Origin of the sequence: Bradyrhizobium sp. SEMIA (genome assembly GCF_014844175.1) — a bacterium.
Taxonomy (GTDB): Bacteria; Pseudomonadota; Alphaproteobacteria; order Rhizobiales; family Xanthobacteraceae; genus Bradyrhizobium; species Bradyrhizobium arachidis.
On sequence record NZ_CP046601.1, the window covers coordinates 8,378,523 to 8,393,834 of the forward strand.

The following is a 15,312-nucleotide window of genomic DNA, read 5'->3' on the forward strand; positions in this document are numbered from 1 at the left end:
CCCATGGCCGTCGTGATCGCGGCGCTGCTGCCGGTCTTCATCCTCATCGTGTTGGGCGTCGTGCTGAAACGCACGTTGATGCGGCTCGACACGCAATGGCACGGGCTGGAGCGGCTGACCTATTTCGTGCTGTTTCCGATGCTGCTGATCCAGACGCTGGTGAAGGCGGACCTGTCGAAAGTGCCGGTCGCCGGCGTCGGCGGCGCGCTCTTGCTGTCGGCGCTCGCGATGTCGCTGCTGTGCCTGGCGCTCCGCCCGGCCCTGTCGCGGCTCGACATCGACGGCCCGGCCTTCACCTCGATCTTCCAGGGCGCAACGCGCTGGCAGACCTATGTCGCGCTGTCCGTCTCCGCCAATATGTTCGGCGATGTCGGGCTGGCGCTGGCTTCCGTGGCGATGGTCGCGATCATCCCCCTGGTCAACGTCTTCAGCGTCGCCGTGCTCGCGCATTATGCCGCGCCGGAAAAGCAGTCCGCGCGTGCGATCGTCATGACGGTGATCCGCAATCCCCTGATCTGGGCCTGCGTCATCGGCCTCGTCATCAACGTCATCCATTTGCCGCTGCCGAAAATCTGGCACGAGGTGGCCGATGCGCTCGGCCGCTCCTCGCTCGCCATCGGCCTGCTTGTGACCGGCGCGGGATTGCAGCTCAGCGGCCTGCTCCGCCCGAGCATGGGCGCGAGTATCGGCGTGGCGTTCAAGCTGGTGCTGATGCCCGTGCTCGCGCTGGTGCTCGCCGCCTGGTTCGGGTTGACAGGCAACAGCCTTGCGATCGTCGCGATCTGCGCGGCGGTGCCGACATCGCCCAGCGCCTATGTGTTGGCCCGCCAGATGGGCGGCGATGCGCCGCTGCTGGCGCAGATCATCACACTACAGACGATCCTGGCCGCAATCACGATGCCGGTCACGATCGCGCTGGTTGCCTAGCTCCCCAGCCACATCGTCAGCACCACCGCGGTCAGATTGTTCAGCGCATGCAGGATGATCGTGAGCCAGAGCGAGTTCGCGCGATAGCGCATGTAGCCGAACCACAGGCCGATGCTGAAGACCTCGGCGAGGAAGTACATGTCGTATTGCAGATGGACGATCGTCCACACCAGCGACGACAGGACGATCGCGCCTGATACGCGCAGGAAGCTCGCCGACCAGCCGCGGAACAGAAAGCCGCGCGCCAGCACTTCCTCCGACATCGGCGCCGCCACGCTGAAGGCGATCAGCAGCATGAGTGCCGCGCCCTTGTCGCGGCCGGATTTCAACAGATCGGTCATGAAGCCCGGCGTCGCCTCGCGGCCGAGCGATCGCGACACGACCTCCCAGGCCAGCACGATCAGGACGAGACCGACCGCGCCGAACAGCAGCTGCCTCCAGGACGGCCAATAGAGCGCGAGGTAGTCGGTGAACGACGCCTTCTTGATGCGGATGGCAAGCCACACCGCCGCCAGCGTCGCCGGCAGCCCCATGATCACCGAGAGCGCCAGCGCATGGGGCTCGTGACCGATCGACTGGAGCGAGGCGAGGTCCATCGGCAGGCCACGCAGCACCACCAGCAAAACGATAGCGCCGATCTGCCCGACGAACATCGCGACGAAGATGAGGAGGCCCCACAGCGCCGTGCCCCAGAACTTCCAGACGCGCGGCGGCGCGGGCGTCTCGATCAGCGGCGGATGGTCGGGATTGAGGGAGTCCATCAGAGGGCTTTCGTTGGGTAACGCAAACTATCAAGAGATCGTCATGCCCGGGTCAGGCCCAGCCATGACGTTGTGGAGAGACCGCGCCCACTCACGGCAGCGCCCTCGCGAGCAGCGCGCGGACGTCGCCGCTGTCCAGCTCGACCGCGCCGTACATGCTGGCGTGATTGGCCGCGAGGCGTGTGGCGGCGAAGAGTTCGGCGTGGCGCGACGAGACGCCGTTAAGCGCGGCCGCAGCCGCAAGCAGCGCGAGCTTCTCGACCGCGAGCCGCGCAACGCGCTCGCCGTCGGCACGGCGGAACGTCTTGCCGATGAAGGTGGCGGCCTCGCCTGCCCCGGGCAAATCTTTCGCCTCGGCCGCGAGCGATTGCATCACCGCCATTGCCGCCTCCGGCTCGCGCGAGAGCGCGCGGAGCACGTCGAGGCACATCACGTTGCCGGAACCTTCCCAGATCGCGTTGACCGGCGACTCCCGGTAATGCCGCGCCAGGATGCCGTCCTCGACATAGCCGTTGCCGCCGAGGCACTCCATGGCTTCATAGAGGAAGCTTGGCGCGCTCTTGCACGTCCAGTATTTGATCGCGGGCGTCAGCAGCCGCATGTACGCGGCCTCCGCCGCATCGTGCGGCGTGCGGTCGAAGGCGCGGCAGAGCCGCATCACCAGCGCCGTGCTCGCCTCGACATGCAGCGCCATGTCCGAGAGCACGGCCTGCATCAGCGGCTGGTCGGCCAGATGCTTCTGGAACACGCTGCGGTGACGGGCGTGATGCAGCGCATGTGCGAGCCCCGAGCGCATCAGGCCGACCGAGGCAATCGCGCAATCCTGCCGCGTCAGCTGCACCATCTGGATGATGGTGCGAATGCCCTTGCCCTCCTCGCCGACCCGTTCCGCATAAGCGCCGACGAACTCGACCTCGGAAGACGCATTGGAACGGTTGCCGAGCTTGTCCTTCAGCCGCTGGAACTGGATCGCGTTGACTGATCCATCCGGCGCAAAGCGCGGCATGAAGAAACAGGTGAGCCCGGCATCTGCCTGCGCCAGCACCAGGAACGCATCGCACATCGGCGCCGACATGAACCATTTGTGGCCGGTGATGCGATAGGCGTCTCCGTCGCGCTCCGCGCGCGTCATGTTGGCGCGCACGTCGGTGCCGCCCTGCTTCTCGGTCATACCCATGCCGAGGGTCATGCCGCGCTTCTCCGACCACGGCACGAAGCGCGGATCGTAGCTCTTGGTCGACAGCACCGGCATCACACGCGCGAGCAGATCGGGCTGCATCGCCAGCGCGCCGACCGAGGCGCGCGTCATCGTGATCGGGCAGAGATGGCCGGTCTCGACCTGCGCGGCCATATAGAATTTTGCCGCACGGATGACCTCGGCAGCATCGCCCGCCGGCTTGCCGTCGGCCGTCCACGTCGAATTGTGCACGCCGGCGTGCGCACTGTGCGCCATCAGCTCGTGATAAACAGGATGAAACTCGACCTGGTCGCGCCTGTTGCCTTTGGCGTCGAAGGTCCGCAGCTTCGGCGTGTTCTCGTTCGCCGCGCGCCCGCGATCGGCCATCGCCGCCGAGCCCCAATGCTTGCCGAACTCGGACAGCTCCCGCTCCGCCACAGCGCCGCCATTGGCCTTCACGGCTTCCACCAGCGGCCGGTCGACGGCGAACAGATCGACGTCCTCGAACGGCGGCGACTGGTTGAAGACCTCATGGGTCGCAAAGCTGGGCTGGGTCATCTTGCGTCCTCGGCGCGGATTCAGTTCCGCCGCGGCTGGATCGGGAAATCATAGGCCGCCCCGCCCGCCCCCGGCAGGAAAAATGCCACCACTCCTTCGAATAGTTCACAAAGCCTTGCCTCGCCATCGCAGCCACCAGCCGCTTGCGCCAGGCGCGCTGATCGGCCGTGATCGACGGTGCCGCGGTATGGCCTTTCGCGTCGGTGCAGTCATAGCCGGTGCCCATGTCGACGCTGCCTTCCGGCAGCCGCGCCACGACCGGCGCCGTGCAATCCGCATAGGTCTTGGACGGATCGATTCTTGCGGAATTGTCGGCCTTGAGATCGACCAAAGTGAGGTCGAGCGCCGCACCGGTGGAATGCTGCGAGCGGCTCGCGATGTAGCCGAGCCGGAACAGCTCGGTCTTCGGGATCTTCGGATTGTAGCGCCGCTCGGCGGCGGTCTCGTTGCCGTTCTGCGACCACTTCACCATGTCGAGCGAGGCCCGCGCCGGCCGGTAGCAGTCGAACATCTTCAGCGAAAGGTTTTGCGCCGCCAGCTCCGCTTGAACCGCCTTCAGTCGCAGCCCGACCTCGCGCTTTACCACGCATTCGCCGGCGCCGTAGCCGGCAAGCGGACGGCCGACGAAATTATTGGCGGTGGCGTAGCGGATATCCTGGATGATGCTGGGATCGACGTCGCGGAGATAGACGAAGCCGCCGGGGAGCGATTGGGCGTGGGTGGGTGAGATTGAGGCGATCGCGACAAATGAAATCAAAGACGTTCTGATCAAGCGCATTCGCTCTCCCCTGTCATTCCGGGGCGGCTCGACGAGCCGAACCCGGAATCTCGAGATTCCGGGTCTGGCGCTTGCGCGCCATCCTGGAATGACTTCGCGACCGACAGATCAGGGGATAACTCCCGTCCCGCCGATTGGCCCTTGCCCACCCCGCCATCCCCGCCTATAGCTCTGCTTTTAATGACATCGAAATCGACCTTCGTCCTCGGCCACCGGCATTTGCTGGGCATCGAGGGCCTTTCCGCGGCCGACATCACCGGCCTGCTCGACCTGTCCGAAGAATATGTCGAGCTCAACCGCCAGGTTGACAAGAAGCGCACCGTCCTGCGTGGACGGACGCAAGTAAACCTCTTCTTCGAGGCCTCCACCCGGACCCAGTCCTCGTTCGAGCTCGCGGGCAAGCGGCTCGGCGCGGACGTCATGAACATGTCGGTGTCCTCCTCGTCCATCAAGAAGGGCGAGACGCTGGTCGACACCGCGATGACGCTGAACGCCATGCACCCTGATATCCTGGTGGTGCGCCATCACGCCTCCGGCGCGGTGGAACTGCTGGCGCGCAAGGTCGACGGTTCCGTGATCAATGCCGGCGACGGCGCGCATGAGCATCCGACCCAGGCGCTGCTCGACGCGCTCACCATCCGCCGCAACAAGGGCCGGATCGAGGGGCTCGTGATCGCCATCTGCGGCGACGTGCTGCATTCGCGCGTCGCCCGCTCCAACATCATCCTGCTCAACGCCATGGGCGCCCGCGTCCGCGTCGTCGGCCCCTCAACGCTCTTGCCGCCCGGCATCGAGCGGATGGGCGTCGAGGTCGCGCGCGACATGCGCGAGGGCCTCAACGGCGCCGACATCGTGATGATGCTGCGGCTCCAGCGCGAGCGCATGAACGGCTCCTTCGTGCCGTCGTCCTCCGAATATTTCCATTACTTCGGGCTCGACCAGAAGAAGCTCGCCTACGCCAAACCGGACGCGCTCGTGATGCATCCAGGTCCCATGAACCGCGGCGTCGAGATCGACACTGCGGTTGCCGATGGCGCGCAGTCCCTGATCCGCGAACAGGTCGAGATGGGCGTCGCCGTGCGCATGGCGGTGCTGGAAGCGCTCGCCCGCAACTTGCCGAACGCGTGATGCCGATGCTGACCGACCGCCGCCCCGTCCTGCTCGCCAACGCCCGCGTCGTCGACCCCAGCCGCGACTTCGACGGCGTCGGCGACGTCCTCATTGCCGACGGCATCATCCGCGAGACCCGCCGCGGCATTGGCGCGGCCGGCGTCCCCGAGGGTACCGACATCGTCAACTGCTCCGGCAAGATCGTCGCGCCCGGCCTGATCGACATGCGCGCCTTCGTCGGCGAGCCCGGCTTCAGCCACCGCGAGACCTTTGCCTCCGCGAGCCAGGCGGCCGCGACCGGCGGCATCACCACCATCATCTGCCAGCCCGACACCTCTCCGGTGATCGACAATTCGGCGACCGTCGACTTCGTGATGCGCCGCGCCCGCGACACCGCGATCGTCAACATCCAGCCGATGGCGGCGCTGACCAAGGGCATGCGCGGCGAGGAGATGACCGAGTTCGGCCTGCTCAAAGCCGCCGGCGCGGTCGCGTTCAGCGACGGCGACCGGAGCGTGACCAATTCGCAGGTGATGCGCCGCGCGCTGACCTACGCCCGCGACTTCGACGCGCTGATCGTGCACCACACCGAGGACCCCAACCTCGTCGGCGAAGGCGTCATGAACGAAGGCGAGTTCGCCTCGCGGCTCGGCCTGATGGGCATCCCGAAGGCAGCCGAAGCGGTGATGCTGGAGCGCGACATGCGCCTCGTCGCGCTCACCGGCGGCCGCTATCACGCGGCATCGCTGACCTGCATCGACTCGCTCGAGATCCTGAAGCGCGCCCGCGACGCCGGCCTCGCCGTCAGCGCCTCGGTGTCGATCAACCACCTTGCGCTGAACGAGAACGACATCGGCCCCTACCGCTCCTTCCTGAAGCTGTCACCGCCGCTGCGCACCGAGGACGACCGCCGCGCGCTGGTGGAGGCGATGGCCTCAGGCCTCGTCGACGTCATCATGTCCGACCACAATCCGCAGGACGTCGAGGTCAAGCGCCTGCCGTTCGCGGAAGCCGCACCCGGCGCCGTCGGCCTGGAGACCATGCTGCCCGCAGGTCTTCGGCTCGTGCACAATGGCGAGATGGAACTGGCGACGCTGATCCGGGCGATGTCGACCCGGCCCGCCGATCTGCTTGGCCTCCCAGGCGGAACCCTGCGCACGGGCGCCCCGGCCGACCTCATCGTGATCGATCCGGATACGCCCTGGATCGTCGATCCCGCCGATCTCAAATCGCCCTGCAAGAACACCCCGTTCGACGAGGCCCGCTTTACAGGCCGCGTGGTGCGCACCATTGTCGGCGGACGGACGGTGTACGAGCATGTCTGACGTGCGCAGCTGCGGCCAGGAACTTTGCAACCATGGGGCTTGAAGCATTTCTGCCGGTGGCCTTCGTCATCGGCTATCTTCTTGGCTCGATCCCGTTCGGGCTGATCCTGACCAGGCTCGCCGGGACACAGGATATCCGCTCGATCGGCTCCGGCAGCATCGGCGCCACCAACGTGCTGCGCACGGGACGTAAGAGCCTTGCCGCCGGCACCCTGCTGTTCGACGCGCTCAAGGGCACCGTCGCGGTCGTGATCGCCGGCTACATCGCAGGGCCCAATGCCGCGATGGTGGCCGGGCTCGGCGCCTTCCTCGGCCATCTCTTCCCGGTCTGGCTCAAGTTCAAGGGCGGCAAGGGCGTCGCCGTCTATATCGGCATCCTGCTCGGCCTGTTCTGGCCGGCCGCACTGGTGTTCTGCCTGCTTTGGCTCGCGACCGCCTTCACCACCCGCTATTCTTCGCTCTCGGCCCTGGTGGCGTCCTTCATCACGCCGATATTCCTGTGGTGGTTCGGCCACCTCGCGCTCGCCTCGCTGTTCGCGGTGCTGACGCTGCTCTTGTTCTATGCGCACCGCGAGAACATCAAGCGGTTGCAAGCGGGCAAGGAAAGCCGGATCGGAGAAAAGGCCTAGAGCATGATCCGGACCCGAAGGGCCGCGTGAGCGCAAAGCGTGCAGCGGTTTTCCGTAGAGATCATGCTCACACTATAATCAACATCCGGAAAAAGTACGGATACCGCCGCACCACCTCCGCATTATATGCCAAATTCTGTTCGCAACTCCGAAGCTGCTCGCGGCCGGAGTGGCGAACGAGTTCCAGGCCTGTCATGCTGACAGATAAGATGGCGTTACGCGGTTGCTCAGAATGAGCGAGAAGATTGACGGCACGCATGACGGGGTCGGTTTGCGAGGTGCTTCCAGCACCGCGGCAAGCCGGCTGCTCTCGATGACCAATATCTGGTCCGATGCGCCCTTGCCGCCCCCTGAGCCCGAGCCGGCACCTGTCCCTCCACCACCGCCGCCTGCTCCCGTCGCGAAAGCCGTCGCTGCAGTCGAGGTCACGACCGCGGCCGCACCCGTCGTGCGCGATCAGGTCCGCTCCGAACAATGGCCGCCCCGAAAACTGTCGCTGGCGCTTCAAGGCGGCGGCACCTTTGCGGCGTTCACCTGGGGCGTGCTGGAGCGACTCCTGGAAGAGCCGTCCATCGCATTCGACACCGTCAGCGGCGCCAGCGCCGGCGCCATCAATGCGCTCCTGCTCGCCACTGGCCTTGCCGAAGGCGGACGCGAAGGCGCCCGTTCACGGCTGAACCGGTTCTGGGTCCGCCTGATGCACGAGGCCTCGTTCCGCTCGCTGATGCTGGTCGGTGGCTTCTCGCCGGCGGGAAGCTCGGTCGCGTTCGGCCCGACGCTGCGCTCGGGCCAGTTCGACCCGTTCGACCTTGATCCGCTGCGGCAGGCGCTGTCGCGCGACATCAATTTCGCCATCTTGCGCGATGCGGCCTGCCCAAAGCTCTTGATCGCAGCGACCCGAATCCGCGACGGCCAGCAGCAGGTCTTCCGCAACGAGGCAATCACCGCCGACGTCGCGCTGGCCTCGACCTGTCCGCCCCTGGTTCATTGTGCCGTCGAGATCGACGGCGAGGCCTATTGGGACGGCGGTTTTGGTGGCAACCCGCCGCTGGTGCGGCTGGTGCAGGAATCGGCGACGTCCGACCTGCTGCTGGTCCAAGTCACGCCGGCGCGCGACAGCTACGTGCCGATCACGCTCGCCGCGATCGACCGCCGGCTCGACCAGATCGCCGCCAACGCCGCGCTCAATGCCGAGATCGCCGCGATCGCATGGGCGCAATCGCACACAACACCTGCGCTGCGGCTCTCCCGGATCGCGGCCGAAGATTCCGTTGATGGCCTCGCGCAGCGCTCATCGACCGATCTCGGCCGCGGCTTCATCCGCACGCTGCACCGGAGCGGCCGTGAGGCCGCCGAGCGCTGGCTCGGACAGGACGCGACAGGCGCCGAAGCCCAACGCACCCTTTCCGTCGCAGAACCTGCGCTAGCCTGATTTCACCAGCGCGTTCTCCAGGAACCACGCTGCGGCCAGCGCGCCCGGGTCGTTGCCGAAACGCGCGATCACCTGCACGCCGATCGGCAGGCCACCCGCCTTCAGCACCGGCACGTTGACGCAAGGATTGCCCATCAGCGTCCAGAGCCGGTTGTAACGGGGATCGCCCGTGGTCGCGAGCTCCTTGGCCGGCGGCGTGCCCGGCGCCGAATAGGTCAGCAGCACATCGACGCCCTCGAACAATTCGCCGAGCTCGCGGCGGCCGCGGCGGCTGATCCGCCTGGCCTCGTCATAGTCCTTTGGCGTCAGCCCGACCGACGCATCGAGGCTGGCGCGCAGCATCGGCGCGATCTCGTCGTGGCGCTCGGAAAATTCCCAGGCGAGCGCGCGATGCGCCTCGAACTCCTGGATCACCGGATGGATGCGCCAGGCCTCCTGCACCGCTTCAGGTAGGTCGATGTTGTGCACGCTGGCGCCGGCCTTCTCGGCCGCCTTGATCGCGGCCTGCAAGCCCTCTTCGGCGGCCGGCTCGACGGCGCCCGCGAACTCCTGCCTGACCACGCCGATACGCGGCGACTTCGCCGGCACGATGTCCGAGAACTCGTTGCGGCCCGTCATGGCGAGCAGTCCGCGCGCAAGGTCCTCCGCGCGCGCACCGAACAGGCCGACCGTGTCCAGCGCCCACGAATAGCACTTCACGCCGACCGTCGGCAGCATCCGGAACGACGGCTTGATCGCGGCCGTGCCGCAATAGGCCGCGGGCCGGATCACCGAGCCGCCGGTCTGGGTGCCCAGCGCCAGCGGGATCATGCCGGCGCCGACGGCTGCCGCCGAGCCGGAGGACGAGCCGCCCGGCGAATGGCCGAGATTGTGCGGATTGAGCGTCGGCGTCGGATCGCGCGAGGCAAACGCGGTCGTCGTGGTCTTGCCGATGATGGTGGCGCCTGCCCGCTTCAGCATCATCACCACAGGCGCGTCCGAGCGCGGCTGCCAGCCGCGATAGATCTCCGAGCCCATCTCGGTCGGGAAATTGGCGGTGTCGATGATGTCCTTGATCCCGACCGCGATACCGCGCAGCGGGCCGGAGGCTTGCGCCTTCGCGGCCTTGTCGTAGCGGACGAAGGCGCGGACGTCCTTCTCCTTGCTCTCGATCGCCGCGAGCGACTGGGCGATGGCGGCGTCGGACGAAAGCTCCCCCGCTTCGATGCGGCGCTGGAGGTCGGCGAGTGAGATCATGGCAAAATCCTTCTTATTGGGATCGCTTTTAGCATCGGGGCGAGGTCGCGCAAGCGCACGTCGCTGTTGCGCAACGCCCTCAGGTTGTTCCATGCTGTTCCCACAAGGAGATGGGCGTGGACGCCATCAATCCCAGCGTGGAGCTGACTGAAGCCGAGCGGACTGACCGCCTGCGGCTGATCCGCTCCGACAATGTCGGGCCGCGCACCTTCCGTTCGCTGGTCGATCATTTCGGCAGTGCGCGCGCCGCGCTGGAGCGGCTGCCTGATCTGGCGCGCCGCGGCGGGGCGCAGCGGTCGGGACGCATCTGCAGCCCGGATGAGGCAAAGGCCGAGCTCGCCGCGAGCCGCAAATTCGGCATTGCCTGGCTCGCGCCCGGCGAGGACGGCTATCCGGCGCGGCTGGCGATGATCGACGATGCACCGCCTCTGCTCGCCGTGCGCGGCGATGACGCAAGCTTGATGCGTCCGATGATAGCCATCGTCGGCTCGCGCAACTCGTCCGGTGCAGGTCTGAAATTCGCCGGCCAGCTTGCGCGCGAGCTCGGCGAAGCCGGCTTCATCATCATCTCGGGGCTCGCGCGCGGCGTCGACCAGGCCGCGCACCGCGCGAGCGTCGAGAGCGGCACGATCGCCGTGCTCGCCGGCGCCATGACCGCATCTATCCGCCCGAGCATGGCGACCTACTCACGGCGATCCTCGACCAGAGCGGCGCAGCGATCTCGGAGATGCCACTCGGTCACGAGCCGCGCGCCCGCGACTTTCCCCGTCGCAACCGGCTGATCTCGGGCGCCGCGCTCGGCGTGATCGTGGTGGAGGCGGCGCACCGCTCGGGCTCGCTGATCACCGCGCGCATGGCGGCCGAACAGGGCCGCGAGGTGTTCGCCGTCCCCGGCTCGCCGCTCGATCCGCGTGCCGCCGGCACCAACGATTTGATCAAGCAGGGCGCAACCCTCGTCACCGAGGCTGCCGACATCATCAACGCGGTTCAGCCGATCATGGAGCGGCCGCTGATGAGTCCTGCGAGCGAGCCGGACAGCGAGCCGTTCGAGAGCGATCCACAAGGCCATGACCGCGACCAGATCACCGGCCTGCTCGGCCCTGCCCCAATCTCGATCGACGATCTCGTCCGGATGTCCGGCGCCTCGCCCGCGATCGTGCGGACCGTGCTGCTGGAGCTCGAGCTCGCCGGCCGCCTCGAGCGCCATGGGGGTGGTCTCGTTTCGCTTCTTTAGTCGCCGTCGTTGCGCCGATCGAACTGCCTACGCGCAGCCTCGATCTGCATCAGATGGTCCATGGCCCACTGTCCGAGCGCCTTCACCGGCTGCTGCAGCCCGCGGCCGAGATCGGTCAGCTCGTAATCGACGCGCGGCGGAATGGTCGGAAAGATCGTGCGCGTGACGAGGCCGTCGCGCTCAAGGCCACGCAAGGTCAATGTCAGCATCCGCTGCGAGATGCCGCTGATCATGCGCTTCAGTTCATTGAAGCGCTTTGGCCCGTCGCTCAGGTTCATGATGACGAACACGCTCCATTTGTCGCCGACCCGGGACAGGACCGACGCCACGCCACGGCAGTCGGCATGGTCGGGATGCGGCCGCGGCGGCGCAGGCAAATCGGTGTGCGCAGGTTTCAATGATGTGCCCATGGCTCAAAAAAGTGCGTTCTTGCGGGGATTTTGACAGTCACTCATGTAGTCCGGGTTACAAATCTATACCATGGGTGACCCCAATGAAACTCCTCCATATCGACTCCAGCGTCCTCGGCCCCCACTCTGTCTCCAGGCAGGTTTCCGCCGCCATCGTCGACCGGCTCCGGCAGGCGACGCCTTCGCTCGACATCGCCTATCGCGACCTGACCCAGACCCCGCTCGCCCACCTCTCCGGCTCGCACCTCGCGGCCGCGCAAGGCGCGCCGGCGCCGGCGGAACTCGGACCCGACCTTGCCGCGAGCGCGGCGGTGCTGAACGAGTTCCTCGACGCCGACATCGTCGTGATCGGCGCGCCCATGTACAATTTCACCATTCCGAGCCAGCTCAAGGCCTGGATCGACCGCGTCCTCGTTGCTGGGAAGACCTTCAAATATGACGCCAACGGCCCGCAGGGCCTTGCCGGCAGCAAGCGCGTGATCGTGGCGATCTCTCGCGGCGGCTATTACGGTCCGGGCACCCCGGCCGCCTCGCTGGAGCATCTCGAAACCTATTTGCGCGGTGTGTTCGCCTTCATGGGCATCACGAGCCCCGAATTCATCGTTGCCGATGGCATCCAGGTTGGCCCCGAGCATCGCGAGAAGGCGCTCGCCGGCGCGCTTGCGGCGGCCACCAGCCTGCGCGCGGCGTAAGGCTCACGCCGACAACAGCCGCTGCCGGCCTTTCGGCGGCGGCTGACAGATCGACCTAAAACCAGGCGCCCTGGATTCCCAGGATGACGGCGACAAGCGAGATGAACAGCCCGATGCCCGAGAACAGAGCCACCCCGATGAATTCGGACGTGTCGGAGCGCTTGGTGGAGATGCTGGAACGTTCGGTGTAAATACGCGGTGCTGAAATCGACGAAAAAAATGCGAGCTGCCTTTGGCATCACGGGCTCCTTTGAAATGAGTCTTATGACCCCCGCCCGTAGAAAGGTCTTGGCAGCGTGCGCCAAGGTTCAACGCCTCACATAAGGTTCAACAAATACATTCCTCCAGATGTAGGAACCGGCCGGCGCAACCGCGTGCGACGAGCGCCGACCGATTCGATTTTCATCGAGATTGATCAACCACGATAGATCGGCGCGCCGCTCGGCGAGGCCACTGCGCCGCCGTCGACGAAGATCTCCTGGCCCTGGATGTGCGCGGCATCATCGGAGGCGAGGAACAGCACCGTCTTCGAAATGTGATCTGGTTCACCAATGCGCCCCAGCGGCGTCGACAGCGCAATGCGCTTCTCGAATGCTTTCTCCGCTTCAGGCGTTGCGATTGCCGCGCCCCAGATCGGCGTGCGGATCGCGCCCGGCGCAACGACGTTGACGCGGATGCCGCGCGGCGACAGTTCCGACGCCATGATGCGCGCCATCGCGCGCACGCCGGCCTTGGCGGCGCCATAGGCGGAGTAGCCGGGAATGCCCAGCACGGAGATCACCGAGCCGTTGAGGATGATCGAGGCGTTGTCGTTGAGATAAGGCAGCGCCGACTGCACGGTGAAAAACACGCCGGTGAGGTTCGTGCTGATGACCTTCTCGAACACCTCGAGCGTCGCCGAACCCAGCGGCGTGCCGCCGGGAATGCCGGCATTGGCGAACACGATGTCGAACTTGCCGAACTTGTCGGCGCCCTTCTTGATCGCGGCTTCCGTCGCGGCGACGTCGGTGGCATCGGCGACGAGCGCAAGCGCGTTCGGGCCAAGCTCTTTTGCTGCGGCCTCCAGCGTCTCCTTGTTGCGCCCGGTGATGACCACCTTCGCACCCTCGGCCACGAACAGCTTTGCCGTCGCAAGTCCGATGCCGCTATTGCCGCCAGTAATGAGTGCCGTCTTGTTCTTCAGTCTCACGCTCGCCTCCAGTGGTTGCATAATGAAACTACGTTGCCATCTAGGGCATATGGTTTTATGATGCAACCACACAAGCACGTGATCAGCGCCGAAATCGTGCGAACGCGACAGGACGACAGACCATGGTCAAACGAACCAGCTTTGCGGGGGATGCCTGCCCGATCGCACGGTCGCTGGAGGCGATCGGCGACTGGTGGTCGCTGCTGATCATCCGCGAGGCGCTGTTCGGCCTGCGCCGCTTCGGCGAATTTCAGCGCAAGCTCGGCATGGCCAAGAACATCTTGTCGGTGCGGCTACAGTCGCTGGTCGACCACGGCATTCTCGCCACCGCCCCCGCCTCCGACGGCAGCGCCTATCAAGAGTATGTGCTGACGCCGAAGGGCCGCGGCGTCTTCCCGGTTCTCGTGGCGCTGCGCCAATGGAGCGAGGAGTTCGACGACCATCCCGAAGAGATCGCAACCATCCTGGTCGACCGCGAGAAGGGCCGCCCGGTGAAGAAGCTCGAAATGCGCGCCGAGGACGGCCGCCTGCTCAGCCCCGCGGACACCACGCTGAAGCCGCGGCCGGCGCCGCGAAGGCGCTCGGCGTAATGATGGCAAACTGCAACGCTTCGCTAAGCTCGTAATGACCATGCGGAGGGGCTTGTACAAAATACGGTCAGCGTCAAAGATGCCTGAATACCGCAACGCGGCACCGCCATGCCTCTGCTCGCCATCGTCTATTTCTCCATCACCGGCACCACCGAGAAGCTCGCGCATGCGGTGGCGCGTGGAGCGGATGGCATAGCGGACGTCGCGCTTTGTCGCATCACGGGCGACGACATCGTGTCAGGCCGCTTCCAGAATGAAAGCCTATTTGAAACGATCGACCACGCCAGCGCAGTTGCATTTGGTAGCCCGACCTACATGGGCGGAGCCGCGGCTCAATTCAAAGCCTTCGCCGACGCTTCAAGTGACCGCTGGAGCCAGCACCGTTGGACCAACAAGATCGCAGGCGGCTTCACGACGGGTGCCTGCGCGAGCGGCGATCAACTGCACACGCTGACCTACTTTTCCATTCTGGCTGCTCAGCACGGCATGCTCTGGTGCGGACTGGATATCCCGGGTGGGGAGGATCCGGGTGGTCGCAATCGGTTGGGCAGCCAACTCGGCCTAGCGACACACCTCATCGACGACGACTTGCCGCCGAGCGACCTCAGCACGGCCGAGTATCTCGGCCGAAGACTGGCCAAAATGGCAAGCCGCAACTGCTAGCCGCACCGTCATTGCGAGGAGCCCTTGCGACGAAGCAATCCAGACTGCCGGCCGCGGAAAGACTTCTGGATTGCTTCGCTGTGCTCGCAATGACGGGGTTAGAGCAGCGCCCCGTATCTCTCTCCGTCACCCTGAGGTGCTCGCCTCTTCGGCGAGCCTCGAAGGGCGACGGCCCTGCTGCAGCGGCGGGGCCGCTCATCCTTCGAGGCTCCCGGCGCGATGCTCCGCATCGTGCCGCTCGCACCTCAGGATGACGGGGCCGCAAGTGAGCCACCCTCACGACAGCTTGCGCTTGCTCCGCAGGCGCAAATGCTCGTCGGCCTCCAGCTTGGTCATCCCCAGGAGATAATGCAGCACGTCGAGCTTGTGGCGCTCGGCGAGCTTGCGCAAAGCGCCGGCCTGCTCGGAGATGAAGGCGACCGCCTCATCGGCCCCGCCTTCCCCCGGCTCCTCGTTGCGCGTGCGTGTCGGCGCGCGCGATGCGGCGCGCGCCCGTTTCCGTCCCGGCTTCGTCACCCGACCCCACCCCGAATCCATGCCCCGGAGGAACTTTACGCCGATCCCGCGCAACTCCAAGGTGGTATTTTGCAACTTTCTCGAT

The 15,312-nt window shown here is 66.0% G+C and carries 14 protein-coding genes and 3 pseudogenes; 9 read left to right on the forward strand and 8 right to left on the reverse strand.

Going from position 1 to position 15,312, the window contains the following annotated elements:
* Positions 1-3: 3 nt before the first annotated feature.
* On the forward strand, positions 4-927 hold the full coding sequence (locus FOM02_RS40195) for an AEC family transporter (RefSeq protein ID WP_027559625.1): 924 nt from the start codon (positions 4-6) through the stop codon (positions 925-927).
* Here FOM02_RS40195 and FOM02_RS40200 read toward each other — a convergent pair.
* The 3 genes and pseudogenes from FOM02_RS40200 to FOM02_RS40210 form a co-directional block, all read right to left on the reverse strand.
* Positions 924-1,688 (reverse strand): CPBP family intramembrane glutamic endopeptidase, encoded by a 765-nt coding sequence (locus tag FOM02_RS40200; protein ID WP_027559626.1) that lies wholly within the window; start codon positions 1,686-1,688, stop codon positions 924-926. The two genes, FOM02_RS40195 and FOM02_RS40200, sit on opposite strands and share 4 nt — an antisense overlap.
* 91 nt (positions 1,689-1,779) lie before the next feature.
* On the reverse strand, positions 1,780-3,423 hold the full coding sequence (locus tag FOM02_RS40205) for an acyl-CoA dehydrogenase family protein (RefSeq protein ID WP_027559627.1): 1,644 nt from the start codon (positions 3,421-3,423) through the stop codon (positions 1,780-1,782).
* Positions 3,424-3,443: 20 nt separating this feature from the next.
* Positions 3,444-4,201 (reverse strand): annotated as a pseudogene (locus FOM02_RS40210) (M15 family metallopeptidase).
* Positions 4,202-4,381: 180 nt separating this feature from the next.
* On the opposite strand from FOM02_RS40210, the gene FOM02_RS40215 reads away from it, so the two are divergent.
* From FOM02_RS40215 to FOM02_RS40230, 4 genes are all read left to right on the forward strand, one after another.
* Complete coding sequence (locus FOM02_RS40215) at positions 4,382-5,329, forward strand: aspartate carbamoyltransferase catalytic subunit (protein ID WP_027559629.1); 948 nt, start codon at positions 4,382-4,384, stop codon at positions 5,327-5,329.
* A 5-nt stretch (positions 5,330-5,334) separates the two neighbouring features.
* Positions 5,335-6,636 (forward strand): dihydroorotase, encoded by a 1,302-nt coding sequence (locus tag FOM02_RS40220; RefSeq protein WP_027559630.1) that lies wholly within the window; start codon positions 5,335-5,337, stop codon positions 6,634-6,636.
* 32 nt (positions 6,637-6,668) lie between these two features.
* Entirely contained in the window at positions 6,669-7,265 is a 597-nt protein-coding gene (plsY, locus tag FOM02_RS40225; protein WP_027559631.1) for a glycerol-3-phosphate 1-O-acyltransferase PlsY, read from the forward strand.
* 232 nt (positions 7,266-7,497) lie between these two features.
* Positions 7,498-8,697, forward strand: a complete 1,200-nt coding sequence (locus tag FOM02_RS40230; RefSeq protein WP_027559632.1) for a patatin-like phospholipase family protein — start codon at positions 7,498-7,500, stop codon at positions 8,695-8,697.
* Here FOM02_RS40230 and FOM02_RS40235 read toward each other — a convergent pair.
* The gene (locus tag FOM02_RS40235; RefSeq protein WP_027559633.1) at positions 8,689-9,933 is read right to left on the reverse strand and encodes an amidase; all 1,245 of its coding nucleotides are present in this window, start codon (positions 9,931-9,933) and stop codon (positions 8,689-8,691) included. The two genes, FOM02_RS40230 and FOM02_RS40235, sit on opposite strands and share 9 nt — an antisense overlap.
* Positions 9,934-10,049: 116 nt before the next feature.
* Between FOM02_RS40235 and dprA the strand changes: the two are divergent.
* Positions 10,050-11,167: pseudogene (gene dprA / locus FOM02_RS40240) on the forward strand (DNA-processing protein DprA).
* On the opposite strand, the gene FOM02_RS40245 reads toward dprA, so the two are convergent.
* Positions 11,164-11,577 carry a winged helix-turn-helix transcriptional regulator gene (locus FOM02_RS40245; protein ID WP_027559635.1) on the reverse strand — a complete coding sequence of 138 codons (414 nt, stop codon included), beginning with the start codon at positions 11,575-11,577 and terminating at the stop codon, positions 11,164-11,166. The pseudogene dprA and the gene FOM02_RS40245 sit on opposite strands and share 4 nt — an antisense overlap.
* Before the next feature lie 83 nt (positions 11,578-11,660).
* Here FOM02_RS40245 and FOM02_RS40250 point away from each other — a divergent pair, with 83 nt between their 5' ends.
* A complete protein-coding gene (locus FOM02_RS40250) occupies positions 11,661-12,269 on the forward strand; it encodes an FMN-dependent NADH-azoreductase (RefSeq protein ID WP_027559636.1) in 609 nt (202 codons plus the stop codon).
* Between the two features lie 55 nt (positions 12,270-12,324).
* Here the strand turns inward: FOM02_RS40250 and FOM02_RS40255 are convergent.
* Both FOM02_RS40255 and FOM02_RS40260 read right to left on the reverse strand, forming a co-directional pair.
* Positions 12,325-12,508 (reverse strand): annotated as a pseudogene (locus tag FOM02_RS40255) (hypothetical protein).
* A 176-nt stretch (positions 12,509-12,684) separates the two neighbouring features.
* Positions 12,685-13,458 (reverse strand): glucose 1-dehydrogenase, encoded by a 774-nt coding sequence (locus tag FOM02_RS40260; RefSeq protein ID WP_027559638.1) that lies wholly within the window; start codon positions 13,456-13,458, stop codon positions 12,685-12,687.
* Positions 13,459-13,580: 122 nt separating this feature from the next.
* Between FOM02_RS40260 and FOM02_RS40265 the strand changes: the two genes are divergently transcribed.
* Positions 13,581-14,048, forward strand: a complete 468-nt coding sequence (locus tag FOM02_RS40265) for a winged helix-turn-helix transcriptional regulator (RefSeq protein WP_027559639.1) — start codon at positions 13,581-13,583, stop codon at positions 14,046-14,048.
* Positions 14,049-14,156: 108 nt separating this feature from the next.
* Positions 14,157-14,711, forward strand: a complete 555-nt coding sequence (locus FOM02_RS40270) for a flavodoxin family protein (RefSeq protein ID WP_027559640.1) — start codon at positions 14,157-14,159, stop codon at positions 14,709-14,711.
* A 276-nt stretch (positions 14,712-14,987) separates the two neighbouring features.
* Here FOM02_RS40270 and FOM02_RS40275 read toward each other — a convergent pair whose 3' ends face one another.
* Complete coding sequence (locus FOM02_RS40275; protein WP_027559641.1) at positions 14,988-15,227, reverse strand: hypothetical protein; 240 nt, start codon at positions 15,225-15,227, stop codon at positions 14,988-14,990.
* Between the last annotated feature and the right edge of the window lie 85 nt (positions 15,228-15,312).